This is a genomic window from Paraburkholderia humisilvae (assembly GCF_902859855.1).
Taxonomy (GTDB): domain Bacteria; phylum Pseudomonadota; class Gammaproteobacteria; order Burkholderiales; family Burkholderiaceae; genus Paraburkholderia; species Paraburkholderia humisilvae.
Genome location: NZ_CADIKH010000001.1, coordinates 301,586 through 326,092 on the forward strand (window position 1 = coordinate 301,586; position 24,507 = coordinate 326,092).

At 65.2% G+C, this 24,507-nt stretch carries 22 protein-coding genes; 13 read left to right on the forward strand and 9 right to left on the reverse strand.

Translation table 11 applies throughout. The features are described from left to right. Nucleotides 1-382 precede the first annotated feature (382 nt). Nucleotides 383-1,198 carry a hypothetical protein gene (locus HV796_RS01280; protein WP_246355627.1) on the forward strand — a complete coding sequence of 272 codons (816 nt, stop codon included), beginning with the start codon at nt 383-385 and terminating at the stop codon, nt 1,196-1,198. Nucleotides 1,199-1,574: 376 nt separating this feature from the next. Beyond that, nucleotides 1,575-1,928 carry a hypothetical protein gene (locus HV796_RS01285; RefSeq protein WP_377695543.1) on the forward strand — a complete coding sequence of 118 codons (354 nt, stop codon included), beginning with the start codon at nt 1,575-1,577 and terminating at the stop codon, nt 1,926-1,928. On the opposite strand, the gene HV796_RS01290 is transcribed toward HV796_RS01285, so the two are convergent. After that, nucleotides 1,929-2,771 carry an aldo/keto reductase gene (locus tag HV796_RS01290; protein ID WP_175224548.1) on the reverse strand — a complete coding sequence of 281 codons (843 nt, stop codon included), beginning with the start codon at nt 2,769-2,771 and terminating at the stop codon, nt 1,929-1,931. Between the two features lie 147 nt (nt 2,772-2,918). Here HV796_RS01290 and HV796_RS01295 point away from each other — a divergent pair, with 147 nt between their 5' ends. Continuing rightward, nucleotides 2,919-3,665, forward strand: a complete 747-nt coding sequence (locus HV796_RS01295; RefSeq protein WP_175224360.1) for a GntR family transcriptional regulator — start codon at nt 2,919-2,921, stop codon at nt 3,663-3,665. Nucleotides 3,666-3,746: 81 nt separating this feature from the next. Here HV796_RS01295 and HV796_RS01300 read toward each other — a convergent pair whose 3' ends face one another. After that, the gene (locus HV796_RS01300) at nt 3,747-5,162 is read right to left on the reverse strand and encodes a CoA transferase (RefSeq protein WP_175224363.1); all 1,416 of its coding nucleotides are present in this window, start codon (nt 5,160-5,162) and stop codon (nt 3,747-3,749) included. A gap of 134 nt (nt 5,163-5,296) precedes the next feature. Here HV796_RS01300 and HV796_RS01305 point away from each other — a divergent pair, with 134 nt between their 5' ends. Then, nucleotides 5,297-6,565, forward strand: coding sequence for a citrate synthase family protein (locus HV796_RS01305; protein WP_175224365.1), 1,269 nt, complete (start codon nt 5,297-5,299; stop codon nt 6,563-6,565). Nucleotides 6,566-6,660: 95 nt separating this feature from the next. Here the strand turns inward: HV796_RS01305 and HV796_RS01310 are convergent, their stop codons facing one another. Next, nucleotides 6,661-6,963, reverse strand: a complete 303-nt coding sequence (locus HV796_RS01310; RefSeq protein WP_175224366.1) for a DUF2917 domain-containing protein — start codon at nt 6,961-6,963, stop codon at nt 6,661-6,663. 170 nt (nt 6,964-7,133) lie between these two features. Between HV796_RS01310 and HV796_RS01315 the strand changes: the two genes are divergently transcribed. From HV796_RS01315 to HV796_RS01325, 3 genes are all read left to right on the forward strand, one after another. After that, the gene (locus tag HV796_RS01315; protein ID WP_175224368.1) at nt 7,134-8,549 is read left to right on the forward strand and encodes an aminotransferase-like domain-containing protein; all 1,416 of its coding nucleotides are present in this window, start codon (nt 7,134-7,136) and stop codon (nt 8,547-8,549) included. Nucleotides 8,550-8,723: 174 nt separating this feature from the next. Beyond that, on the forward strand, nt 8,724-10,172 hold the full coding sequence (gene mdtD / locus HV796_RS01320) for a multidrug transporter subunit MdtD (RefSeq protein WP_246355628.1): 1,449 nt from the start codon (nt 8,724-8,726) through the stop codon (nt 10,170-10,172). A 221-nt stretch (nt 10,173-10,393) separates the two neighbouring features. Beyond that, the gene (locus HV796_RS01325) at nt 10,394-11,668 is read left to right on the forward strand and encodes an EAL domain-containing protein (protein WP_175224370.1); all 1,275 of its coding nucleotides are present in this window, start codon (nt 10,394-10,396) and stop codon (nt 11,666-11,668) included. On the opposite strand, the gene HV796_RS01330 is transcribed toward HV796_RS01325, so the two are convergent. After that, on the reverse strand, nt 11,624-12,787 hold the full coding sequence (locus HV796_RS01330) for a sigma-70 family RNA polymerase sigma factor (protein ID WP_246355629.1): 1,164 nt from the start codon (nt 12,785-12,787) through the stop codon (nt 11,624-11,626). The two genes, HV796_RS01325 and HV796_RS01330, sit on opposite strands and share 45 nt — an antisense overlap. A 213-nt stretch (nt 12,788-13,000) precedes the next feature. Here HV796_RS01330 and clpP point away from each other — a divergent pair, with 213 nt between their 5' ends. Continuing rightward, complete coding sequence (gene clpP, locus HV796_RS01335; RefSeq protein ID WP_175224372.1) at nt 13,001-13,648, forward strand: ATP-dependent Clp endopeptidase proteolytic subunit ClpP; 648 nt, start codon at nt 13,001-13,003, stop codon at nt 13,646-13,648. Nucleotides 13,649-13,682: 34 nt separating this feature from the next. On the opposite strand, the gene HV796_RS01340 is transcribed toward clpP, so the two are convergent. Continuing rightward, nucleotides 13,683-14,303, reverse strand: coding sequence for a TetR/AcrR family transcriptional regulator (locus HV796_RS01340; protein ID WP_175224374.1), 621 nt, complete (start codon nt 14,301-14,303; stop codon nt 13,683-13,685). A 214-nt stretch (nt 14,304-14,517) separates the two neighbouring features. On the opposite strand from HV796_RS01340, the gene HV796_RS01345 reads away from it, so the two are divergent. Together HV796_RS01345 and HV796_RS01350 are read left to right on the forward strand one after the other, a co-directional pair. Then, the gene (locus tag HV796_RS01345; protein WP_175224376.1) at nt 14,518-15,831 is read left to right on the forward strand and encodes an NYN domain-containing protein; all 1,314 of its coding nucleotides are present in this window, start codon (nt 14,518-14,520) and stop codon (nt 15,829-15,831) included. A gap of 200 nt (nt 15,832-16,031) precedes the next feature. Then, complete coding sequence (locus HV796_RS01350) at nt 16,032-16,652, forward strand: LysE family transporter (protein WP_175224378.1); 621 nt, start codon at nt 16,032-16,034, stop codon at nt 16,650-16,652. 4 nt (nt 16,653-16,656) lie between these two features. Here the strand turns inward: HV796_RS01350 and HV796_RS01355 are convergent, their stop codons facing one another. The 4 genes from HV796_RS01355 to HV796_RS43330 all read right to left on the reverse strand — a co-directional run bounded on the left by HV796_RS01355 (nt 16,657) and on the right by HV796_RS43330 (nt 22,167). After that, nucleotides 16,657-18,582, reverse strand: a complete 1,926-nt coding sequence (locus HV796_RS01355; protein WP_175224380.1) for a PAS domain-containing sensor histidine kinase — start codon at nt 18,580-18,582, stop codon at nt 16,657-16,659. Between the two features lie 776 nt (nt 18,583-19,358). Further along, the gene (locus HV796_RS01360) at nt 19,359-19,937 is read right to left on the reverse strand and encodes a superoxide dismutase (RefSeq protein ID WP_175224382.1); all 579 of its coding nucleotides are present in this window, start codon (nt 19,935-19,937) and stop codon (nt 19,359-19,361) included. A 413-nt stretch (nt 19,938-20,350) separates the two neighbouring features. Beyond that, nucleotides 20,351-21,730 carry an exodeoxyribonuclease VII large subunit gene (xseA, locus tag HV796_RS01365; RefSeq protein ID WP_175224384.1) on the reverse strand — a complete coding sequence of 460 codons (1,380 nt, stop codon included), beginning with the start codon at nt 21,728-21,730 and terminating at the stop codon, nt 20,351-20,353. A 167-nt stretch (nt 21,731-21,897) separates the two neighbouring features. After that, nucleotides 21,898-22,167 (reverse strand): hypothetical protein, encoded by a 270-nt coding sequence (locus tag HV796_RS43330; protein WP_217477824.1) that lies wholly within the window; start codon nt 22,165-22,167, stop codon nt 21,898-21,900. 75 nt (nt 22,168-22,242) lie between these two features. Here HV796_RS43330 and lpxK point away from each other — a divergent pair, with 75 nt between their 5' ends. The 3 genes from lpxK to kdsB are packed head-to-tail and all read left to right on the forward strand — an operon-like array spanning nt 22,243 to nt 24,258. Beyond that, nucleotides 22,243-23,259, forward strand: coding sequence for a tetraacyldisaccharide 4'-kinase (gene lpxK, locus HV796_RS01370; RefSeq protein ID WP_175224386.1), 1,017 nt, complete (start codon nt 22,243-22,245; stop codon nt 23,257-23,259). Then, nucleotides 23,240-23,443, forward strand: coding sequence for a Trm112 family protein (locus HV796_RS01375; RefSeq protein WP_006050060.1), 204 nt, complete (start codon nt 23,240-23,242; stop codon nt 23,441-23,443). The genes lpxK and HV796_RS01375 overlap by 20 nt, the downstream gene beginning before the upstream one ends. Next, entirely contained in the window at nt 23,440-24,258 is an 819-nt protein-coding gene (kdsB, locus tag HV796_RS01380) for a 3-deoxy-manno-octulosonate cytidylyltransferase (protein ID WP_175224388.1), read from the forward strand. The genes HV796_RS01375 and kdsB overlap by 4 nt, the downstream gene beginning before the upstream one ends. Nucleotides 24,259-24,507 lie beyond the last annotated feature (249 nt).

The following is a 24,507-nucleotide window of genomic DNA, read 5'->3' on the forward strand; positions in this document are numbered from 1 at the left end:
GATTTCGCGCGGCCGTTTCAGCGCAGAAACGTTTTCCACCGATTTACGCATGCACGCGTTCGATGCGCGTACGCCGCGCCGTACGTGGCGCGCGTTTGCGTCCAATGGCATGTTTATCGCTTGATCGCGTGCGTCCGGTTCCGCGCCGATCGTGATGACGATCGACGCACACCGGCAGGCACGCGGATCGACCGATATGCGGCGATCCCAGGGAGCGTGGCGAACCGCAGGCCGTCACAAGCGGCCTGCGGCGCGCGAGACAAGCTACGGGGCAAAAAGGGCGGCGAGCCGTGTGACGGCGCAGTCACACGGCCCGCCCGCCGACAGGATTGGAACAAAGGGAATCGCGGCGACGGCGCTGCAGATTCCGGGGAGAAGTGCGATGAAGACCAAGAAATTTATTACGCACTGCGATATGTATGTACGGGGTGCGGTGATGATTGTGCTCGGCGCGGGACATTTTGCCGCCGCGCAAGCCGCGACCGCGGACGAAGTGATTCCGAAATGGGTGGTCGTTGCGGATGCCGCGCTGCCGGCAAGCAGCGTGTCGGTGGCCGGGCAGCCGGGCAGCGGCGATGCGGGCGCGCCGGGCGAACCGACGGCGACGGATCAATCGGCCGCCGATGCCGCGAACGCGACCGCTGCCGACGACGCGGCGGCGGTGTTCACTCCGGATAGTTGTATTGGCAACCAGAATAACTGTGGTCCGTATGCGCGCGGCGGTGCCCGGGGCGGCGCGGCCGCCGGCGGTGCCGCAGCGGCCGGTGGCAATGGCTCGGCGGGAAGCGCTGGCGGGGGCGCGGCATCCGGTGGCGCGGGCGGCGGCGGGGGAGCGGGTGGTGGTGGCGGCGGTGGCGGCGGTGGCGGTGGCGGCGGTGGCGGCGGTGGCGGCGGCGGTGGTGGCGGCGGTGGCGGCGGTGGTGGTAGCGGTGGTGGCAGCAGTGGCGGTTGTGGGTGTGGCGGCGCAGGCGCTGGTGGTCCAAGCGGCGGTCCTGCCGGTGGCCAGGGAGGCGGCTTTGGCGGAGGCGGCTTCGGTGGGGGCTTCGGCGGAGGCTTCGGTGGTGGCTTTGGCGCGGGTGGCTTTGGCGCCGGCGGCTTCGGAGGCGGCTTCGGACGTGGCAGCGGTGGTTCGGGCAAAGGTGGCGGCTCGGGCGGCGGCGGTGGTGGTGGCGGCAACGGCGGCGGCAACGGGCACTAGATCCCGGGTGAACGGTGCCCCCGCACCATTCCAGCCGTGACGAACCGCATGGTCACCCGTGATGGCCAGCGCTGCGCCGGCAGCGGCGGCGGTGACGTTCCGATCCCCCGGTCGAACGTCACCGCCCGGACCGCGATCGCATCGGTCGACGCGCTCATCCGCTGCGCATCACACAATGCACAAGATCGGAACCAAACCGCTTCGAACGCCTCCTAGTTGAGTCACCGTTCAATGGGGCACCGCCATGCAACCACACCTCCCCCGCTCAGTTGCACGTATCACTGCCCTCTGGCTATGCGCGGCGTTGTCCGGCTTCGCATCGCAAGCACAAGCCCAGACGGGCAACCCGGGTGCTGCGCCGCCATCCGCGGCACCGATGCAATCCTCCCAGCTCCGCGCAGCGCCAGCCGTCGACCCGACGTTCTCCGCGTATGCGCTTGCGCAACTCTGCGGGCGCAAGGACGATAACGTCGCGCAGGGTCAATGCCTTGGCGCGGTCCGCGGCATCATCCACGGCTATCAATACGGCGTGCTGTTCCTCGCGCAGCGTAAAGCGCTGCCCGCAGGTGAAACACAACGCGTGTCGCTGTGTCTGCCAGATGTAAGGGTATCGTCGATTATCGACGACTTTCTGAGCGATACAAGCCAGGTCGATGTCGATGCGCTCAAGGCGACCCCCGCCGAGGTTGCGTTGCTCGGCTCGGTGCACATGCATCACCCGTGTAGCTGATCACAGTATTTCGAGCGGCTGCTTGCGAAGCGGCGGACGAAAGTGCGCGTCAATCGTCACGATATCGTCGGCGCTCAGCTGCAGTTCGGCGGCGCGCCGGTTGTCGCGCACGTGCTCAACCCGCCCCGCCTTCGGAATCGAGAAGACGTCCGGTTGCTGCAGCGCCCACGCAAGCGCAATCTGAAACACCGATGCGCCGTGCGCGGCGGCAATCTCGTTGAGCGGCGAGCGCTTCGGTAGCCGTGCGTGATCGACCGGGCTATAAGCCATCATCGGAATGCTGCGTGCGTTGAGCCACGGCAGCAGATCGAATTCCGGCCCGCGTCGCGCGACGTTGTAGAGAACCTGATTGGTTGCGCAGGCATCGCCATGTGGGACCGCGGCGAGTTCTTCCATATCGTCGACGTCGAAATTGCTCACCCCCCAATGCCGGATCTTGCCGGCCTGGCGCAACGCCTCGAAGCCCGCGACAGTTTCTTCGAGCGGCTCCGGGCCGCGCCAATGCAGCAGGTACAGGTCCAGCCGATCGGTCTTCAGGCGCTTTAGCGACCGTTCGCATGCCGCCTGCACGCCGCGCCGGCTGGCGTTATGCGGATACACCTTGCTGACGAGAAACACATCGTCGCGCACGCCCGCGAGCGCTTCGCCGACGAGCGACTCGGTCGAACCTTCACCGTACATCTCCGCGGTATCGATCAGCGTCATGCCGAGCGCAATGCCCTCGCGCAGCGCGGCGATCTCCGCGGCGCGCTGCGCGGTACGCTCGCCCATCTCCCACGTGCCCTGCCCCAGCTTCGGAATACGCTCGCCGTCGGGCAGCGTCACAGTGGGGATGTCGGTCATCATTGATTTCTCCATGGACAGGTTGCGGTGCGCTGCGTCGAGTTTAGCGTTTTGGCGGCAAACGCATCGGCAAACCAGGCAAAAGCCCGCTATAAGGCAGCGCGCCGATGTCTTAGAATTGCCGCTTGCCTTTCTTGCGCACACTTCATGAACTCAGCCTCGGAAGACCGTTGGCGCGACCTGCGCCCGGACCCGGAAAACGATACGCCGCTCTACCTGCAACTCGCCCGCAAGCTCGGCCACGCTATTCATGACAATCGCTGGAATCCGGGCGAAGCGCTGCCTTCCGAACGCGTGCTGTCGGATGCGCTAGGCGTATCGCGCATCACCGCGCGCAAGGCAATCGCGCTGCTCGTCGAACAGGGGCTGATCCGCCGCACGCAGGGCGCGGGCAGTTTCATCACGCCACGTTATGAAGATCCGTTGTCGCGGCTGTCGAGCTTCAGCGAAATGCTGCGCCGGCGCGGGTTCACGCCAAGCTCGCAGTGGCTTTCGCGCGAGATCCTGCCCGCCAATCGCGATGAAGTAATCCGCCTCGGGTTGTCGCCGGCGGCCGCGGTCACGCGCTTGAGGCGCTTGCGGCTCGCGGACGGCATCGTGATGGCCGTCGAAAATTCGACTTTCCCCGCTTCGGTGATTCCAGATCCGCAGGCCATCGGCGATTCGTTGTACTCGTATCTCGAACAGCGCGGTCTAGCGATCGTGCGTGCGCTGCAGCACTTTCGCGCGGTCAATGCGAGCGAAGAAATCGCACAGCAGATGAGCATCGCGCCGAAAGAAGCGTTGCTGCTGATCACGCGGGTCGGCTATACGGCGGATCAGCGCGCGATTGAACTGACCGATACGTACTGCCGCAATGACTATTACGACTTTGTCGCCGAGCTGCGCAAGTAGCGGCCGCGACGCGCATCGGCCACGCAGGCGCCGTGCGCGTGCCCTGCTGCCGGGCATCTGGTCGCACGTCTGGTCGCGCATTTAGTCCGTTCCCCACCGGGCGTCATCAGTACCGATCGGCACCGGCGGCCGGCCATAGCACGCCGGCGTCTTCTCCAGCTGCTCCGCGGGCGACGTGCCAAGCACACGACCGAACGGCGAATCGACCGTTTCGACGCAGTCCTTGACGTCGTCGAACCCCACTTCGGGCGCTCGCCAGCCGTCTTCGATCTGGCCAAGCGACTGCAGCCAGCGGCCGGTTTGCGCAAGCGACAGCCGCACATGCCAACTGCCGCCCTCCGTCGCGCGGCGCTGGAGCGCGACCATCGCACCGAACGCGGCGAGATAGCCGGTGCCATGGTCGAGCGCTTGACACGGCAAATGTTTCGGACCGTCGACTCCTGCTGCGCGCGCCTCCGTGTATGCGATTCCGCTCGCCGACTGCACGAGACTGTCGAAACCGCGTCGCGCCGCCCACGGCCCCTGATGCCCATACGCGCAGATCGATACGCAGACGATGCCCGGTCGCTGCCGCGCCAGCGCGTCGGGTCCAAAGCCGCGCGCGGCGAGCGCGCCGGGCCGGTACGCCTGCAGAAACACATCCGCATCGCGTGTCAGCGCCTCGAGCTGCTCGCGCGCGGCGGCGTCGCGCAGATCGAGCGTCGCCGAACGCTTGCCGCGGCCGGTGTCAATCACGAGTGGCGCAATGTTCGGCAGATGCGGGCCGTTGACGAGCAGCACCTGCGCGCCGTGCGATGCAAGCGCGCGACCCGCGACCGGCCCCGCGATGATCCGCGACAGGTCCAGCACGCGCACGCCGGAAAGCGGTTGCCCAGCCGGCTCGCCGGCGCGGGCTGACAAAGAGGCGATCGGCTGCGGCGGCGCGTCGCCGATCCGCTCGATCTCGAAGAGCGGAAGATTCGCGATCGCCTTCGCCTGCTCGAGCGCCGCCCATTCGCGCGGCGTGCGGATCAGCGCGGCAGGCAGCCCCGCGTCGGCGAGCGTCTGATCGAGCGTAGCGCCATCCCAGTCGCGAATCGCTTGCGCGACCGCAGTCCTGTCGTTCGCGCAGCCGAGCACTTTCAGCACACCGTCGAGGTGATGCGGAAAATTCGTGTGCAGTTGGACCCACCGGCTGTCGCGCGTCTCGAAGAACCCGAAGATCGGGCTACGAAGTTCGGGCGCCGGCCCGTCGTTCACGCGCAGATACCGCTCGCTGCGAAACGCCGCCAGCGCGCGCCGCACGTCGACCTTGACACGCTGCAGTTGCCCGGTGCGCACCCGGTAGCACTCGGCGGCGGCAAGCCCGGTCGCCGCGACGGTCGCGGCAGCCAGCGTGCCGACGCGAAACACCGACGGCAGTGCGGGATCGTTGCCGGTAATCGACACTGCGTCGAGCGCCGCGGCATCGCAGCCGGCCACGGTCCAGAGATGATCGAGAGCGAGAAGAGGCGTCATGATCGGTAGCGATGTCGAGCCCGGAGAGCAAGGACAAGAAGGAATGGCGAACAGTCTAAAATTCGCTTGCACATCGATCAATCTTGATTGTTAAAATCAATATATATTGATTTTTCCGGTTTCGAGCGATTTCCATGACCTCCTCCGGTCGCTATCTGTCCGCCGACGAAGCCGCACAGGCGCTCGGCATTAGCTTGCCGACGCTATACGCGTATGTGAGTCGCGGCCTGCTGAGCTCGTCGCCGCACGCCGACTCGAAGCGCCGCCTCTACGATGCCGGCGAAGTGCGCCGTCTCGCGCGCCGCAAGGCGGACGGCAAGCGCGCGGGCAAGGTCGCACAGAAGGTGCTCGACTGGGGCGTGCCGGTGCTCGAGTCGGCCATCACGCTGATCAACGACGGGCGGCTCTTCTACCGCGGACGCGATGCGATCGAACTGGCGCGCAGCGCATCACTGGAAGAGGTCGCCGCGTTGCTGTGGGAATGCGGCGAACGGCGCATCGCGCAGGCGCCGGCCGCGCCGCTCGCCGCCGCGCAATGGTCCGCGTGGTTGAAATTGTGGGGCGATAGCACGCCGCTCGATCGCGTGCTGGTGCTGCTGCCCGCCGCCGCGGCGCAAATGCCGCGTGTGTGGGCGCTCGGGCGCGACGCGCAGCTCGATACGGCCTGCGTGCTGCTGCGCCTTGTCGCCGCCGCGATGGTGTCGGTCGCACCGTCGAACGATCCGCTGCATCGGCAACTAGCGGCCTCATGGGGCGTGCGCGGCCGGCCGCAGATCAGCCTGCTGCGCGCGGCGCTCGTTGCCTGCGCCGATCACGAACTGAACGCGTCGACCTTCACGGTGCGCTGTATCACGTCGACCGGCACGCATCTGTTCGGCGCGGTCGCGGGCGGCCTCGCGGCGCTTTCAGGACCGCGGCACGGGGGTGAGACCGCGCGCGTCGCCGCGCTGTTCGACGACGCGTCGCGTGCCGCCGATCTCGATCGTTTTCTCGCGACGCGTCTTGCGCGCGAGGAACACAGCGACGCGCGCGGCGGTCCGGGCGACACGACCGCGCTGCGCCCGCCGCTGCCCGGCTTCGGTCATCCGCTGTATCCGGACGGCGATCCGCGCGCGCGGCTGCTGCTCGAGCTGCTTGCCGACTGCGCGCCCACACGTGCGCCGCTCGCCGGCGTGCAACGGCTCGCCGCGGCGATGCGCGCCACGGCCGGCGCCGAACCGACGCTCGACTACGCGCTGGCGGCAATCGAGCGCGTGCTCGCGTTGCCGGCCGGCGCGGCGTTCACGTTATTTGCGGTGGGACGGGTAGTCGGCTGGATCGCTCACGCGATGGAACAGACGGCGGATGGCCGGTTGATTCGCCCACGCGCCCGCTATATCGGCGCGTACGAAGGGGACCATTGATCGGACACGAAGCGCGGCGCACACCTGGCACGCCGCGGTACCTGGATGCGGAAAACCGGCTAAACCGTCCGCATCCGTTAGACGAACCCCATCGCTCACGCAGGCAGCAACCAGCGCGGCAGCCAGTTCCATATCGACGTGCCGGTCAAAGGCCACGCGCGCAGATGGCGTCTGCCCGACAGCACGACGCGTGCCCCATCGCGCCCGGCACTGACCCACGCAGTCACCCCGCGCGGCAACGTGAATGACTCACCGCGACCGAGCCAGTAGTCTTCGGCATCCCCTTCCACGGTCAGCCAGACCTCGCCCGCGGTGACTTTAAGAATGGCCGGCTGCGCGACACGCCACGCGGCCGCCGGCTCGCCGTGTTCGAGTTCGAAAGTACGGATTTCGCGCATTGCCGTTCTCCTTGCAAGGCATTTCGGTCAGTCAATTATTGACGTACGATGCTGTCAATCACATGCACAGTACCGAACACTTTCAACAGAACTGTGCAGTTAAAAAACGGACACTTTGTTTACCTGTCGATTTCCTCAGCCGAAAGTCAACGGCCAGCGAGGGTAGCCGCATGAAACTCGATATCGAACTCGATCGCGACAGCGGTGTGCCGCTGACCGAACAGATCGTCACCGGCGTCACGCAATGGATCGGCTCACGTACCGCGCACGCGGGCACGAAGCTGCCGTCGATCCGCCAGTTCGCCGCCGACTATCAGATCAGCCGCTTTCCGGTGATCGAAGCGTATGACCGGCTCGTATCGCTCGGTTATCTGGATTCCCGGCACGGCTCAGGCTTCTACGTCGCGCAGCGCATACGCACGGGCATCGACAGTTCCCAGGGCACGTCGGACCCGCGGCGCGCGGAAGAAGAGTCGTTCCACATCCTGCAGCAGTTGAATCACCCGGGCGGAACGCTGAAGCTCGGCAGCGGCTTTATTCCGGAGTCGTGGCGGGACATGGACAGTCTCGCGCAGGCCATTCGACACGTGTCGCGCACCGACGCCGCGAGCCTGATCGACTACGCGACGCCGCTGGGCAACGCGGTATTGCGCGAACACCTGCGCAGCCGCTCCGCGCAGCTCGGCATGGAGGTCGATGCGTCGCAGATTCTGATCACTCAGGGGGCGAGCCAGGCGCTCGACCTGCTGATGCGCTACATGCTGAAAGCCGGCGACACGATGTTTGTCGAAGATCCCGGCTACTACAACCTGTTCGGCTTGCTCAAGCTGCACGGCGTCAATCTCGTCGGCATTCCGCGCACACGCAACGGCCCCGACCTCGACGTGCTGCAGGCGCAATTGAAACTGCACCGGCCGAAGCTCTTCTTTGTCAACAGCGTGTTCCACAATCCGACCGGCACATCGGTCGCGCCGCACGTCGCGTTTCGCCTGTTGAAGCTCGCGCGCGAGCACGACTTCACGATCATCGAAGACGACATCTTCGCGGACTTCCAGAACGAAGCGACCGACCGGCTCGCGACGCTCGATCAGTTCGAGCATGTGATCTACGTCGGCGGTCTGTCGAAGACGCTGTCGGCCTCGCTGCGGATCGGCTATGTGATTGCGCGCCACGCGATCATCAAGGACCTCGCCGACATCAAGATGCTGACCACGATCGGCGGCTCGCGTTTCGCCGAAGCGGTGGCGGTCGCGCAGCTCGAGCGCGGCATGTATCGCAAGCATCTCGAACGGCTGCGCCGGCGCATGCGCGACGCGTTAGGCGCGTCGGTGCAGATGCTCGAGGCGGCAGGCTGGGAAGTGTTCGAAAAACCGCTCGGCGGCAATCTGATCTGGGCGCGTGTCCCGCATATCGAAGATTCGCGTGCGCTCGCCGAATGCGGCACGCCGCTTGGCGTGACCGTTGCGCCCGGCCACTATTTCCGCCCGAACGCGGAAACGAGCGCGTGGACCCGCATCAACGCGGCCTATACGCAAGACCCGCGTGCGCAAGCGTTCTTCGATGCAGCCGCGCAACTGAAAGCCTGACCGGCCGGCCGCCGTCGCCGCCATTGCATCACGCTGGGCGATGCGGGATGCATCGCTATCCTTCATAGGTGCGCTGCACGCGCGGCGTACATATCGCGCCTATAGTCCGCCTGCCGATACAGTTTTTGCTTAAAATATGGGCCGCCCGGCTCAACCGGCTCGCCCTCTCGCTCCATGGCCAATACGACAAGCACCGAGACACTCCCCGCCAAGCCGTCCGCCCGTTCGCTCACCGTCATGTTGTGGATCGTCGCGACCGGCTTCTTCATGCAGACGCTCGACTCGACAATCGTCAACACTGCGCTGCCCGCGATGGCGACCAGCCTCGGCGAATTGCCGCTGCGGATGCAATCGGTCGTGATCGCCTATTCGCTGACGATGGCGGTGATGATCCCGGTCTCCGGCTGGCTCGCCGACAAGCTCGGCACGCGGCGCGTATTCATGAGCGCGATCTTCGTGTTTTCGGTCGGCTCGCTGCTGTGCGCGAGCGCGCATACGCTGTCGCAACTCGTGCTGTGGCGCATCCTGCAAGGCGCCGGCGGCGCGATGCTGCTGCCGGTCGGGCGCCTCGCGGTGTTGCGCGTGTTTCCCGCCGAACGCTATCTGCCCGCGCTGTCGTTCGTCGCGATTCCGGGCCTGATTGGTCCGCTGATCGGACCGACGCTCGGCGGCTGGCTCGTCAAGATCGCGTCATGGCACTGGATCTTCCTGATTAACGTGCCGGTCGGCGTGGTCGGCGTGATCGCAACGTTTATCTTCATGCCGGATTCGCGCAATCCGGACACCGCGAAATTCGACTTGAAAGGCTATCTGCTGCTGATCGTCGCGATGATTGCGATCTCGATGGCGCTCGACGGTCATAGTGAATTCGGCTTCGCGCATGCGACGGTGCTGGTGCTGCTAATCCTGAGCCTCGGCTTTTTCACCGCGTACGGGTTGCATGCGGTGCGCACGCCGCAACCGATTTTTTCGCTCGACCTGTTCCGAATTCATACGTTCAGCGTCGGGATTCTCGGCAACCTGTTCGCACGGATCGGCAGCGGCGCGATGCCATATCTGCTGCCGCTGCTGCTGCAGGTTAGCCTCGGCTACAGCGCATTCGAAGCAGGCCTGATGATGCTGCCCGTCGCGGCGGCCGGCATGACGTCCAAACGCCTCGTGACCCGGCTGATCTTCCGCTACGGCTACCGGCGCGTGCTCGTGACCAACACGGTGCTGGTCGGTCTCGCGATGGCGAGCTTCGCGCTGATGGGTGCGCACCAGCCGCTGTGGCTGCGGCTCGTGCAGCTCGCGTTTTTCGGCGGCGTGAACTCGATGCAGTTCACCGCGATGAATACGCTGACGCTAAAGGATCTCGGCACCGGGGGCGCAAGCAGCGGCAACAGCCTCTTCTCGCTGGTGCAGATGCTGTCGATGAGCCTCGGCGTGACGGTCGCCGGCGCGATGCTGACGACCTTCACCGGCATCATCCCGCGCGTCACCGAAGCGAACACGCTGCCCGCGTTCCACGCGACGTTCGTCTGCGTGGGCATCATTACGGCGGGCACGTCGTGGATCTTCGCGCAGCTCGCCCACGATATCCGGCGGCCCGCGCCGAAAACCGATCCATCGGAGCGAACCTGACATCGAACCGCAACGGGGCGCAGCATGTTCCCCGATGCACCATTGATGTGCTTGCGACCCGCTTCGCGCGTGATCGTCCGCTGCGATATCCGCGCAAGCCCTTGCGGGAAAGCCATCCGTCAGCGAGCACGGCGGATTGACTTTGCGCATGTTTCTTGCTGACTGATCCTGTAAACTAAATACTCCGCGCCGCGTGCGCACTCCCGCGAATGATTGACACGATGAGCATGGTCGAACTCGATCCTCCCGGCTTCCAGCCGCCGCGCCCCGTGGCGGGGGAGGAAGGTTCCCGCCGTACGGTGCGCTACGGCGGCTATACCGTCTTCAGCGTGTTTCAACCGGTGTTTTCAGTGTCGCATCGGCGCGCGATCGGCTATCACGCGTCGCTGCGCGTACACGACGAGAACGCGATGCAGGTGCCGTCGCACGAAGTGTTTTCGCAAGCCGCGCGACGCGGCGACCTGCTCGAACTCGGACGGCTCGCCGAATCGCTGCATCTGGGCAACTTCAACGCGTTCGACAGCCACGACGAGTGGCTCTTCCTGAGCCTGCATCCGGCCGCGCTGATGGATTTGAGCTACGGCGACGCGCTGCTGGCCGGGCTCAAATCGCTCGGCTTGCCGCCGCAACGGGTCGTGCTGGAGGTCAGCGAGCAGGCGGGCGGCGAGACCACGCGCTTTGCGGAGATCATCGATGCGCTGCGCAAGTCGGGCTTCCTGATCGCGCTCGACGGTTTCGGCGCGAAGCACTCGAATATCGACCGCGTATGGACGCTGCGCCCCGATATCGTCACGCTCGACCGCGGCATCCTCGCGCAGGCCACCGAACATTCGCATATCGAGCGGGTGCTGCCGGGCATTGTGTCGCTGCTGCACGAATCCGGGCAACTCGTCTTGATGGGCAATCTGACCACCGAAAACGATGCGCTGATCGCGCTCGAATGCAATGTCGATTTCGTGCAAGGCACGTTTTTCGCGAGCCCGAGCGTCGAACCGGTGAAGCCGCAGGCAACCGTCGATCTGATGGACAACCTGTCCGCTTCGCTGCGCAAGCGCGTCGCAGGCCGCGAAGTGGCGCAGGCCGAGCGGCTCGCGCCGTTCGTCGCCGCGCTCGAACACGCGAGCGCACAGCTTGCCGACGGTGCGTCGATAGACGACGCCGCTGCGCCGCTGCTCGCGCTGCGCGAAACCGCGCGCTGTTTTCTGCTCGACGGCTCAGGGCGGCAAATCGGCGACAACGTGCTGCCGCCGGGGCGCGCTTCGCAGCGCGCGAAACGCTTTCGCCCGCTGCTGCATTCGGAGGGCGCAAGCTGGGAACGGCGGCCCTATTTCATCCAGGCGGTGCGCACGCCGGGCCACGTGCAGTTGACCCCGCCTTATCTGTCGATCAATGAAGCGCACCTGTGCGTGACCGCGTCGATCGCATCGCAGACCACGCACGGCATGCAGGTGCTATGCGTCGACATCAACTGGGACGGCACCGCACCGCGCCCATGACGCACGTGCGGCGATCCGCTGCAACAGGCGCCGGACCGCGGACAGGCCGAACGTCTGATTAGCCCGGTGCAGCGCGGCCGGGTCCGTGACGTCCGTGACAATGCGCAGCGCGGCGATCGCGCCGTTCGCCGCGAACACCACATCCAGCATCGCGGCGATTTCGCCCTCCACCAGCCATGCGACGCGTGGCGTACCGTCCACGGTGAGTCCGATTGTTTCGGCCCGCAACGTGCCGGTCGCGCGCCCCGTTCGATCGGGCGACATCGCGCGCGCGGCCGTTTCATCCGATAGCAAAACAACGCGCGCGGCCGCCGCCTGCGCGGTCACTTCCGTGTTGGCGGACACGAACGCCGCCGTGTCGTCGCTACGTCCGTCGTCATCCGCGATGTGTACGCCGCCGCTGAACAGGCGCACGAGGCCGATCCGGTCTTGTGCGTCGATCGCCGCCCGCAAGCGTTCGACGATGCGCGCGTGCGCGGCCGCATCGGCCGCTGCATCCGCCGCCGCTTCTGCCACTTTCGTCGGCGCGCCCGCGCGCCGCAGCCGTTGCTTCGCCCGATGCACGATCTGCCGGCAATGAGCCGGCGTCTTCGCGAGGATCTTCGCGATTTCCGCGTAATCGCACTCGAGCGCTTCGTGCAGCACGAACGCAATGCGCTCGTCGGGTTTCAGGCGATCGAGCAGCAACGTGACGCCGTATGACATGTCCGACGCGTGCAGCGCCCGTTGGTCGGCTGCGGGGGCGAGCCCGTCGAGCCATGGCTGCGCCAGCTTGCCGGGCAAATGCGACGCGCGTTCGGTTCGCAAGCGGCGCAAACGGTCGATCGCAAGCCGTGTCGTGACCGTCGTCAGCCATGCGTCAGGCGAACGCACGTCCGCGCTGCGCGCGCCGTGCCACTTGAGCCACGCGTCCTGCACGACATCCTCGGCCTCCGCGCGGCTGCCGAGCATCCGCTGCGCGCGCGCAACGAGCTTGCGCCGCAGCGCTTCGAAAGCCGCGTCCGGCGGCGCTGTCCGGCTCGTGCTCGCACTATTGGCGGAGTGCGTGCGTTGCGTGCCGCTTATGTCGTGGCTCCCATCCATACCGGCCGTCTGCGTGCGTTGAACGTTGTCATCCATTCGTCATGCTCCTCGATCGTCATGGGGACACCACGCTGCGCGCCCCGTCTTCCCGTTGACGCCCCAACCCGTCGCGCCGTGACACTTCGCCGAAAAAATTTTCCCGTCACACGCGCCGGCACGCGCGCGTCTTCTCTGACAGGCATCGCGCCGATCGTGCGCGGCGCCTGTATACATCATTCCGACTTTCCTATCCGCACCAGCGAGGACCCCATGCATTTGCGCTATCCGCCCCTGCCTCCTTCCGCGTCCGGTCTCGGCCTCGTGCCGACCGTCATCGAACAGTCCGGCCGCGGCGAGCGCGCTTACGACATCTACTCGCGGCTGTTGCGCGAACGCATCGTGTTTCTGGTCGGCCCGGTCAACGAACAATCGGCCAGTCTGATCGTCGCACAACTGCTATTTCTCGAATCGGAAAACCCGGACAAGGATATTGCGTTCTACATCAACTCGCCAGGCGGCTCCGTCTATGACGGCCTCGCGGTCTACGACACGATGCAGTTCATCAAACCGGATGTGTCGACGCTGTGCACCGGCTTTGCGGCAAGCATGGGCACGTTTCTGCTTGCGGCGGGCGCGCGAGGCAAGCGTTACGCGCTGCCGAACGCGCGCATCATGATCCATCAGCCATCGGGCGGCAGCCAGGGCACGGCCGCCGATGTCGAAATTCAGGCGAAGGAAGTGCTTTATCTGCGCGAGCGGTTGAATGCGGTGCTCGCCGAGCGTACCGGGCAAAGCGTTGCGCAGATCGAAAAGGACACCGACCGCGACACCTTCATGTCCGCCGATGCGGCGAAAGGCTATGGGTTAATCGACGACGTACTGCAGACGCGCACGGCGCTCGCGCACGAAGCGCGCTGAGCGGCGGCTACCGCCCGCGCGGGCGGGTGCGTCGTCATACGAGGCGCGTGCCGAGGTAGGCGGATAGCACCGCCTTGTATTCGCCGATCAGCGCGACGCGCTCCTTCGGTTTCGCGGGAATGTAGAGCGGGCTCATGCTTTTCACGACCTGCAGCGTCACTTCGGCAATACGAAAAGCGTCGTCACTGGACAAGGCCGGCCGATAGCGCTGGAACAGTTCGGCAAAGCGTTTGCGCAGCCGGTTGCGCACCGCCGCGTCACGCCTGAAATTCAGCGACACCGACAGCAGCGGCAGGTACGCCGGATGCGCATCCATAAATTCGACCAGCAGCGCGAACAGCCGCTCGACCAGTTCCGGCACCGTCAGCCCGTCGGCGCTCGCGGTCAGCGCGGACCATTGCGCATCCACCGTGTTGCCGTAACGGGTGCGCAGCGCGAACACAAGCGCGTCCTTGTTCGGAAAGTACTGGTAGATCGCGCCGATCGACGCGCCGGCGCGCTCGGCAATTTCAGTCATGGTCGCCGCTTCGAAGCCGCGCTCCGCGATCGTCTCGGCGGCCGCGTCCAGCAGTGTTTCGACACGGCGCGCGGCGCGTTCCTGTTGCGGGACGCGCCGCGCGGTTTTCTCCGCAATTTTCTCTTTGACTGACGCCATACGTGGATTTCGAGTCTGATGATATGAGGCAATCCTCACATAGACGCGATGCATCACGCAAGCCTTTTCCCGACGAATGAACCATAATGCCCGTCACAGCAAACTCTTTTGCTCGATTAACGCAATACTTGCCCGATCCGGCGCGATCTAATACTTTCACTGTTTCTCGCCGCTGCCTCGCAATGCGGGCGCGCATTTCAATGGAGAAACCCTCATGGCGTCATCCTTCGACACAGTCAGCATGGCGCTGTTCTGCGACTTCGAAAACGTTGCGCTCGGTGTGCGCGATGCAAAGTACGAAAAGTTCGATATCAAGCTCGTGCTCGAGCGCCTGCTGCTCAAAGGCAGCATCGTCGTAAAGAAGGCATATTGCGACTGGGATCGCTACAAAGGCTTCAAGGCGACGATGCACGAAGCGAATTTCGAGCTGATCGAAATTCCGCACGTACGGCAATCGGGTAAGAATTCGGCGGATATCCGCCTTGTCGTCGATGCGCTCGATCTGTGCTACACGAAAGCTCATGTGAACACCTTCGTCATCATCAGCGGCGATTCGGACTTTTCACCGCTCGTGTCGAAACTGCGCGAAAACGCGAAGCAGGTGATCGGCGTCGGCGTGCAGCGCTCGACATCCGACCTGCTGACCGCGAACTGCGACGAGTTTATTTTCTATGACGATCTGGTGCGCGAAAGCCAGCGCGCCGCGGCGAAGCGCGAAGCCGCGCGCGCACCGCAGCCGTCCGCGAAGCGCGCGCCCGACGGCGACAAACAGCGCAAGGAAGATCTCGACACGCGCAAAACGAAGGCGATCGAAATCGCCGTACAGACGTTCGACGCACTCGCGACGGAGCGCGGCGACAGCGGCAAGATCTGGGCGTCGGTGCTGAAAAACGCGATCAAGCGGCGCAAGCCTGATTTCAACGAAACCTATTACGGCTTTCGTGCATTCGGCAATCTGCTCGATGAAGCGCAGGCGCGCGGGCTGCTCGAAGTCGGCCGGGACGAGAAATCAGGCACGTATGTGTATCGCAACGTGGTAGCGGGACCGGGAGGCGAGTCGGCAATCGACACCGCAAACGAACCCGCGAGCCAACGGGCGATGGAGACCGGCAGCAGCGGTGAAGGCGAATCTCAAGCCGCGGTCGAAGTGTTGCGCGAGGTCATCGATGCGGGTGCGGAAGCGGTGCCCGCGGCGGCGCATGCATCCCCGGCCGTGACGGAAAACGGCGAACCGGCGGATCACGCAAGGGCGGATTCGGGCGCGCGCGGCAGGAAGCGAGGCGAGCGCAAACCGGCTGCGGCGAAAAAAGCAAGGAAGGAGAAAAAGACCTCAGCACCAGGTGCCGCGGACGCGGCCGCTTCGACTGCGGAACCGCCGTCGGCTGCGGCAACGTCAAACCAGCCGCAGGACCCCGCCGCAATGGCCGCCGAAGCCACCGATGCCGGCCAGGCCGGCAAAGCCACGCGCAAATCGACATCGCGCGGCCGTCGGCCACGCAAAGCCGCCACCGCCGCTGACGCCGGTTAACCCCGGCAGGGCGCACCCATCGCAAGCGCATACCACCGGGCATGCCGGGCACGCCGGCATGCCCGGCGCGGCGTCCAGCGCGTCGCAAGCACCTGTGCTAGATTCGCTGTTCCCTGCGGTTTCAAGCGTCTACGCGCGCGTTGTCCGTCCCGGCTCATTGGTCACGCCGGCCGTGCACGCGTCATTTCGAAGGTATTTCAATGAACTACGTCCCGCACCTCGCGCTGGTCGCCGGCGTGATGCTGCTCGCCTGCGTGAGTCCCGGCCCCGATCTGATGGCCGTCACATCCCAGGCGCTCGCCCGACGCCGCGCCGGACTCCTCGCCGCGTGCGGCATCGCCACGTCGCATGCGCTATGGGCGACGCTCGCGATTTTCGGTCTGGGTCTGGTCCTCGCGCAGCTCGCGTGGCTGTACGGCGCGATCCGGGTGGCCGGCGCCCTCTATCTGATCCATCTCGGCATCCGGATGCTCGCCAGTCTCGGCAAACCCGCAGGGTCGCTCGACGTGAGCGCCGCCAGCGCGTCCACTGCGCTCGGCGCATACCGGCGCGGCTTGTTCGTCGGCCTGACCAATCCGAAGGGAGCCGCGTTCTTCGGCGGACTGTTCGTCACCGTGCTGCCCGCGCACGCGCCACTATGGGTGCATGCGACGACCGTCGCGGCGGTCAGCATCGTGTCGCTCGGCTGGTTCAACGCGATGGCGTTCGTGTTTTCGATGCAACGCGTGCAGTACGGCTACGGGCGCATCCGCAAGATCGTCGACGGTACGATGGGCACCATTCTGATAGCGCTCGGCGCGAAACTGGCGCTCGACCGCTAAGCCGCTACCGCGCACCGCCGCCGCACACGCGGGCGTCGGCCCTATCAAGCGTGCGTTCACGGCTCGCCGGCCTTCCGGGCGTGGCCGCGCCCGGCAATTCGACCACGAGTTGCGCACCCGGTCCCGCGTTGTTGCCGGCCGAAATCGTCCCGCCGTGACTTTCGATAATCGTCTTGCAGATCGACAGTCCCATGCCCATGCCGTCCTGCTTGGTCGTGAAGAACGGCGAGAAGAGCTTCTCCTGATCGGCCGCCGCGATGCCAGTACCGGCATCGCGCACGATCACGCGCACGCCACCGTCCGCGTTCACCGACGAACTCACCGTCAGTACCCTGGGCACCGCGTCGACCCATTCCATCGACTGGCTACCGTTCGTGATCAGATTGATCAGTACCTGCTGAAGCTGCACCGGATGCACTACGACGCGCGGCAGATCCGGACAGAGCTCGAGCTTCAACACGACGCGATTCCGCGCTAGTTGCGGCTTCGCGAGCAGCACCGCGTCCTGAACAATGCGGTTCACGTCGTCGAGGTGGCGCGCCGTCGTGTCTTTACGCGCAAGCGCGCGTAATTGACGAACCACGTCAGTCGCACGCTGGGCTTCCTTGATCATCCGCTCGACCGTGAGTCTCGCCTCGTCCACTTCCGGTTGCGCGCGAGCGAGCCAGCGCAAGCCGGCCGCGCCGTTCGCCGCGATCGCCGCAAGCGGCTGGCTCACCTCGTGCGCGATCGATGCGGCGAGCTCGCCCAGCGTCGCAACGCGCGTCGCGTGTGCGAGCTCGTCATGCGCCTGCTCCAGACGCCGTTCGGCCTGCTTCGCCTCGCTGATATCGATCACCGCGCCCGCATACTCGCTCTTGCTGCCTTTGTAATCGACCGGATGAGCCAGCAGACGGATATCTTTGACTCTACCGTCAGGCATCATCAGCCGATGGGTCGTATCGACCTCGCGATCACCCGCGTGAATCCGCTCGAATACGCGTGTCAGTTCGTCGATGTCGTCGGGATGCGTGCGCGCCAACACCGCACGCAAGTCGATCTTCGTATCGGCCTCGTATTCATAGAGCCGGTACATTTCATGGGACCAATACAGCGCTCCGGTGTGCGGATTGAGCGCAAAGCTGCCGGTATGGCTCAAGCGCTGCGCGTCGGTCAGGTACGCTTCGCTCAGGCGCAGCGCATCTTCGGCGCGCTTGCGATCTTCGATGTCCAGAATCGCGCCGTACCAGCGAACGACGCGGCCGGTCACATCGCGCAGCGGGTTCACGACCGACATGCACCAGCGATAGCCCCGCTGCTGGCTGCCGAGCCGGCATTCGCACGAACCCTCGAGACCGTTCTCGAGCAGATGCAGCCACACCTTCATCGCACGCTCGCGGTCGTCCGGATGCACCGCCTCTTTCCAGCCCCACCCTTGCGCCTCATCGAACGATACCCCGGTGAAACGCACCCAACGGTCGTTGACGAAATCCAGGTAGCCGTCAGCCCGAGCACTCCAAACCATCACGGGCACCTGGCCCCATGGAAAGTGCGGCTCACGTTCGCAGGCACAACGGGCGGGCTCGCGCAGTTCGTGATCGGGGAGTCCGATCGCGGCGGCCGCAAAGCCTTCGCACGTGCCGTCATCCGCTCCATGCGCGCTGATGCTGAGCAGAAATCGCTGATAACGGCCGCGCGCGTCGACGATGCGCACAGGCAGGCGCGGGTCCTGATTGCCGCCGTGCGCACCGGCACAGCACTGCTGTACCGTGCTCAGGTCGTCGGGATGCAGCAGACGTTGCCAGCCCAAGCCACGCAGTTCTTCCGGACAGCGGCCTGTATAACGCGTCCATGCCGCATTGAGCGACGTCGCGACACCGTCGGGTGTGCCGCTCCAGATGAGCGCGGGCGCCGCGTCGAGCAGTTTGATTGAATCCAGTTCTCGTGTCATTGGCTGAAGCCACGATAGTCAGTAGAGCGCACCGGCATTGACGCGTCAAAGGTTGCGGACACCATGAACGGCACGATGGCCCGGGCATCGCGACACGCGAAGCGATTTATTCTCGCGGAACTCGACAACCCGTAAGAGACCTCATTGTTTGCGGACGCGCGTTTCGCTCAATGACAGCACCCATGATGGCGGCGCGCAGCGCGCGCGGTGCGCAGCAAATTCGCCCGACTTCGCGTGCGCATGCCGACCGGCATCGGGCAGCAGCGCAATCGGGCATCACGCGATATGACATGGGACGCCGGTGATCCGCCGCGAAGGTCTCGTTGCATCGCCTCGCTCGGACGGAATCACTGCGTCGGGGATGACTATACTGACCTATTGTTTCACCTTCACGCCCATGCGCCGAGTGCACCAGCACACGCAGCACGCACAAGCGCGGCGCTGCGCGGATGCGTGACGCTGCGTTCAAACACGAAGGGTGTCTTCGTCCCGTGCGGAACTCCATTGATTGCATCCCACAGATAAACGACAACAAGATGACAGTCCGCATACAGACTAGCAATCATTGAAACCCGCTATTGCCGGCAGCAGTCGGTATGAGCCTGGATGAACAGGGATAAACGCATGGATAAGCGCGTGGGCACTGCACTGTAACAAATGCACGAACTCATGCGCATGGACGAACAAAAGCCCTCGCATGGAGGGCTTTCATTCAGACTACCGGCCGCTCATGCGCTATGCGCGAGCCGCCCGGACACAAGCGACGCAACGTTACGTCACGCGAAGTTCTTCGCAGCAAAGTCCCAGTTCACGATGTTCCAGAACGCTTCGACGAATTTCGGACGCGCATTGCGATAGTCGATGTAATACGCGTGCTCCCAAACGTCGATCGTGAGCAGAGGCTTCGCGTCCGTCGTGAGCGGCGTCGCGGCATTGCTGGTCGACACGAGGTCGAGCGAGCCATCCGCCTTCTTCACGAGCCATGCCCAGCCGGAACCGAACGTGCCGACGGCCGTCTTCGTGAACTCTTCCTTGAACTTGTCGAAGGAACCCCACTTTTTGTTGATCGCTTCGCCAAGCGCGCCGCTCGGTGCGCCGCCGCCTTGCGGCTTCAGGCTGTTCCAGAAAAACGTGTGATTCCAGATTTGCGCGGCATTGTTGAACACACCACCCGACGCTTTCTTGACGATTTCTTCAAGCGACAGATTTTCGTATTCCGTGCCCTTGATCAGATTATTCAGGTTAGTCACATAGGTCTGGTGATGCTTGCCGTAGTGAAACTCAAGCGTCTCTTCGGACATGTGCGGCGCGAGTGCGTTTTTCGCATACGGCAGAGGCGGGAGCTGATGTTCCATGGTGCTTTCCTTCTATCTGTTTATGGGGAAGTCTGCGGACAACGCTTGTAGAGCATTGGATTGTAGGCGACTTGGGATAACCCCGCAAACCAACGGTCTTTTGAGCAATTGGATGCGAATTGCGGGATTTTCGCCGGGCGCGCGAAGCGTGACCGCAGGTCTTCACGTCGCGCGATGCCGCATTCCGATCACACACAAGGCGTGCTGTCAGGCGTTGCATCAGAAACAGTATCAAGCGGCGTACCTGGGCCGGGGTCGCGCCGCTTATCTGGCGCTTATCCGCTCCGTTATTCGCGTTCGCGTGAGCGCCACCGCGAGCGTTCGGGTCGTACGGTCGACCCATCTTTGAAGCAGCGTAATGAATGCACGCGCGTTCTGCGCGTGCGCGGCGATCCGGCAAATCTGCCGGCGGTTCAGAAGCCGTCAGTCAGCCGCGGCTGCACATCGGCCAGCGCGATGTCCGCCGAACCCTCCGCCAGATGCACGGTCAGCCGGCGCCCAGGCTTCAACGCAGTCGGCGCGCGCAGTGCGCGGCCGCTTTGCGCATCGAGCAGCGCCGCATAGCCGCGCTCGAACGTGCGCTGCGGACTCAGCACTTCGAGCCGCGCGGCGAGCGCCGCAACATGCGCGGCATCACGTTCGTACCGCCGGACGAACGCGCCGCGCAGGCGCTCGTCGAGCCGGCTCACCGCACTGCGATGCACGGCGACGTCGGGGCGCCAGCGCTGCCAGCGCATGCGCAACAATGCGAAGCGTGCGCGCGCATCGCGAACCGGCCGCGCACCCGCCGACGCAAGCCGCACGCTCAACTGCTGCAAATGCGTGCGTTGGCGCGCGAGCCGCTCTGCCGGCGAGACGAGCCGGCGCGCCAGCCAGTCGAGCTGCTGCGCTCGCCGCTCCATCATCCGACCGAAGCCGCGCGCCAGCGTCGCATGCCGGTGATCGAGCTCGCGCAGCAGCAGCACGCGCTGCGGGCTCACGAGTTCCGCGGCGCCGGTCGGCGTCGGCGCGCGCACGTCGGCCGCGAAATCGGCAATCGTGAAATCGGTTTCGTGGCCGACGCCGCTCACCACCGGCACGTCGCTTGCGGCAATCGCACGCGCGAGCACCTCTTCATTGAATGCCCACAGGTCTTCAATCGAGCCGCCGCCGCGGCACACAATCAATACGTCGACTTCACGCCGCTGATTCACCGTTTCGACCATCGCCGCGAGCCTCGCGCCCGCGCCCATGCCTTGCACCGGCGCCGGATAGACGATCACCGGAATGTGCGGCGCGCGGCGCGCGAGGGTAGTCAACACATCGCGCAGCGCGGCCGCCTGCAGCGATGTGACGATACCGATCGCACGCGGATGCGCGGGCAGCGTCCGCTTGCGTTCAGCAGCGAAAAGGCCCTCGGCTTCAAGCTGTGCCTTCAGCTTCAGAAAGGCTTCGTACAGGCGCCCCTGGCCGGTGCGGCGCAGCGCTTCGACGTTCAGCTGCAGTTCACCGCGTGGCTCGTACATCGTGACGAGCGCGCGCACTTCGATGCGATCGCCTTCGCGCGGCGTGAATTCCGCGTATTGCGCGCGACCGCGAAACATCACGCAACGCATCTGCGCCTGCGCATCCTTGATCGAGAAGTACCAGTGGCCGCTCGCGGCACGCGTGAAGTTCGACACTTCACCGGACACCCACACAAGCGGAAACGAGCGCTCGAGCATCGTGCCGATCGCGCGGTTCAGCGCCGACACGGGTATCACGGCATCGCTGCCGCTCGGGACGGACGAAGCAAAAGGACGTTCTGGATTCATGCGGCGATCGGACCAACGGGTCGAAATGAATGGCCGGACAGACGATAGACCGACAGGCGGGCCGCGTCCACTGTTCCGGGGTGCGGGTTAGTCACGTTGTTAAAAGTGTCCACATGTCGGGATACTAAACATGAGGGGTCGAAAACGCCCCTGAAAGCCTCATGAATTCAATTTATGTGTTTGATTTTTATGATTTTTTTATCTCTTAAATGTATACCTATAGCGACGGGAGGCTTAGGCGGCGGTGCTGACGGATGCATGCGAGGCAGGTTCTCCACAAAGTTATCCACAAGCTCGGTGCGCAACGCGCGGGGCGCGAAACGCCGTCTGGCCTGCTCGATGCTATCGTTCGCGACTTGCCGCGAGGCGGCTCCGCGCGCTAGAGTGCCGGGTCCCGGCGACAGCCAGCCGCCCCAGAGAACCTTGTCGATGTCCACTCCGTACATCGTGTCACGCGCACCGAGCCTGCCGCCCGTCGGCGCAGCGCGCTTGTGCCGCCCGGCTGCGCATCCATGAACGAACTGCGCGCCCGTGTCGAAGCGTACGTCACGCGCGCATGGCAGCGGCGCGGCTTGTTCGCGTGGGCGCTGTCGCCGCTCGCATGCGTGTTCGGCGCGATCGCGGCGGCGCGCCGCGGCGCCTACGCGGCGGGTTGGCTCGAGCGAATCAGGGTCGGCGTGCCCGTCGTGGTGGTCGGCAACGTGACGGTCGGCGGCACAGGCAAAACACCGACCGTTATCGCGCTCGTCGAAGCGTTGCGCGCGGCCGGTTTCGCGCCGGGCGTGGTGTCGCGCGGCTACGGCGCGCACGTGCGCACGCCGACGCCCGTCACCGCCGCTTCGTCGGCCGCGCATGCTGGCGATGAGCCACTGCTGATCGCGCGCCGCGCCAGCGTGCCGGTGTGGGTCTGTCCGGACCGCGTCGCCGCCGCGCGCGCACTGTGTGCCGCGCATCGCGACGTCGACGTGATCGTCAGCGACGACGGCCTGCAGCACTATCGCCTCGTGCGCGACGTCGAACTCGTCGTGTTCGATCACCGGCTCGGCGGCAACGGCTTCCTGCTTCCCGCGGGGCCGCTGCGCGAACCGCTGTCGCGCCGCCGCGATGCGACCCTCGTCAATAGCCCGTACGAACGCACGCTGCCGCCATGGCCGAACACCTACGCGCTGCAACTGACGCCGGGCGACGCATGGCACCTCGACAATCCGCAGCTACGCCGGCCGCTTGCGCAATTCACCGGTGTCAAGGTGCTGGCGGCCGCGGGCATCGGCGCACCCGAGCGCTTCTTCGCGACCCTGCGCGCCGCCGGCATCGCGCCCGATACGCGAGCGCTGCCCGACCACTATGCGTTCACCGCCAATCCGTTCGCGGATGCGCAAGCCGACGCGATCCTGATCACCGAAAAGGATGCGGTAAAATTAGGGACTTGGCGTGATGCGCGAATCTGGGTCGTTCCGGTCGAGGCCGCGCTTGATCATCGCCTCATTGAATCCGTTGTGGAGAAACTCCGTGGACGCCCGTCTGCTTGAAATCCTCGTTTGCCCGATCTGCAAGGGCCCGCTCAGCTACGATCGTTCCGCACAGGAGCTCATCTGCAACGCAGACAAGCTCGCCTATCCGATTCGCGACGGCATCCCGGTGATGCTCGTCGATGAAGCGCGGCAGACCGTCGAAGGCACACCGGTCGATCTGAACCCGGGGTCGGTTGCGTGAACGGCTCCGCTGTCCCCGCCCCGCCCTTTATCGCCGTCGTCCCGGCCCGTCTCGCCTCCACCCGCTTACCCAACAAGCCGCTTGCCGACCTCGGCGGCAAGCCGATGGTCATCCGTGTTGCCGAACGCGCGCGCGAGTCGGGCGCGCGGCAGGTGCTGATCGCGACCGACGCGCAAGCGGTGCTCGACGTCGCGCGCGCACACGGCATCGACGCAATGCTCACGCGCGCCGATCATCCGTCGGGCACGGACCGGCTTGCCGAAGTCGCAGTGCAGCATGGCTGGAGCGACGACACGATCGTCGTCAACGTGCAGGGCGACGAACCGCTAATCGATCCGGCGCTGGTGCGCGGCGTAGCGTCGCACCTCGCGGCGAACGACGGATGCGCGATCGCGACGGCCGCGCATCCGATCACGAATCCCACGGAAGTGTTCAATCCGAACGTCGTCAAGGTCGTGCTCGACGCGCGCGGCATCGCGATGTATTTCTCGCGCGCACCGATTCCATGGGCCCGTGACGCATGGCAGCCGCAGTCGCCCGCCGGGCTGCCCAATCTCGGCGCGCTGCCCGCGCCACCGGCGAGCGCAACCGTCTACCGGCATATCGGTCTCTATGCGTACCGTGCGAAGTTTCTGCGTACGTATCCGTCCCTGACCCTGTCGCCGATCGAGCAGACCGAAGCCCTCGAGCAGTTGCGCGCGATGTGGCATGGTGAGCGGATCGCCGTGCTCGTGACGCCGGACACCCCGCCGCCGGGCGTCGACACGCCTGCCGATCTGGCGCGCGTGCAGGCTTTTTTCGGGTCGTCCGTGTAAAAACCCATGGCATAATCGGGCGGGTAGCGAGCCATCCGGCAACGTCGTTCGCCATGTATCGCCCCGCTTGTCCCCTCGTTGTGCAGTCAACCTTGCATGTTGCAGCGCTGTCGCGATAGAACACGCGACGTGCAGCGCAACGCATCGCTGATCGCTGTACACGCCCGGTCAACGCGGCCCACAAGACGAAGCAGCGTGATGTGCGCGGATCCGCGCCCGCGCAAAACAGAATTTACATAGAGATCTGGA